1 protein-coding gene and 1 pseudogene are annotated in these 997 nt (G+C 61.1%); one reads left to right on the forward strand and one right to left on the reverse strand.

Annotation, left to right across the window (positions count from 1 at the left end; all coding sequences use genetic code 11):
• Positions 1 to 608, reverse strand: a 608-nt coding sequence (locus A5744_RS08910) for a serine/threonine-protein kinase (RefSeq protein ID WP_139331292.1), incomplete at its 3' end; no start/stop codon positions are given.
• Positions 609 to 731: 123 nt separating this feature from the next.
• On the opposite strand from A5744_RS08910, the pseudogene A5744_RS08915 reads away from it, so the two are divergent.
• Positions 732 to 997: pseudogene (locus tag A5744_RS08915) on the forward strand (serine/threonine protein kinase); the annotation flags it as partial.

The following is a 997-nucleotide window of genomic DNA, read 5'->3' on the forward strand; positions in this document are numbered from 1 at the left end:
GCGTACTGATCGGCCCGTCCATCGATGTGGCCGCCCATCAACTGTTCGGGCGCTGCGTAGGCGGCCGTACCAACGGTCATGTTTGTCTGTGTAAGACCACTGATCTCGTCCCGATTGCGGGCAATGCCGAAGTCGGTCAACAAGATACGTTGCTTTCCGCCCTGTGGACGGGTCAGCAGGATATTGGCCGGCTTGACATCGCGGTGCAGCAGGCCTTTCTGGTGGGCATAATCCAGCGCGCTGGCGACGCCGGCAATTACGGTCCGCGCATCGGCAGCCGGCATTCCGGACGGACAGCTTTCCCGAAGCACTCGACGGGTATCGAACCCGTCGACGTAGCGCATCGCGATCCACAAATCACCCTCGAATTCGCCCCGGTCATACACCTCAACGATGTGTGGATGCCACAGCGACGACGCTAAGTCGGCCTCTCGAATGAACCGCTCTCGAAAACTTGGGTCGGCGGAGACATCGGCGCGCAAAACCTTCAGCGCTTCCAGCCTGGGCAACCGCGGATGTCGAGCCAAATAGACCTCACCCATTCCGCCGCTGCCCAACAGCCGCACCACGGTGAACCCGGCGAAATCCGCCCCTTCCTCTAGCGGCATGCGCCGCATACTACAAGCGCAGCGGCTGACCAGTGACACTCCGACAAAAACAGCGTCGACTCGGGATAGTGCGTAGCGGTGCATTCTTGAACAACCGGCGATGGGCGTCGTTAACATTTGCGCATGCCGTTGATGAGCGGTGCCTCGTTCGCCGGCTACACCATCGTGTCGCTATTAGGGACCGGTGCGATGGGTGATGTCTACCTCGCTCAGCACCCACGGTTGCCGCGGCGGGACGCCCTCAAGATTCTGAACGACCAGCTATCCAGTCAACCCGACTACCGGGATCGGTTCATCAGGGAGGCCGACTTGGCGTCGTCGCTGTGGCATCCGCACCTTGTTTCCGTCCATGACCGCGGCGAGTGTGACGGCCAGCTGTGGATGTCGAT

Source organism: Mycobacterium sp. IS-1264, from assembly GCF_001954195.1.
Lineage (GTDB): Bacteria > Actinomycetota > Actinomycetes > Mycobacteriales > Mycobacteriaceae > Mycobacterium.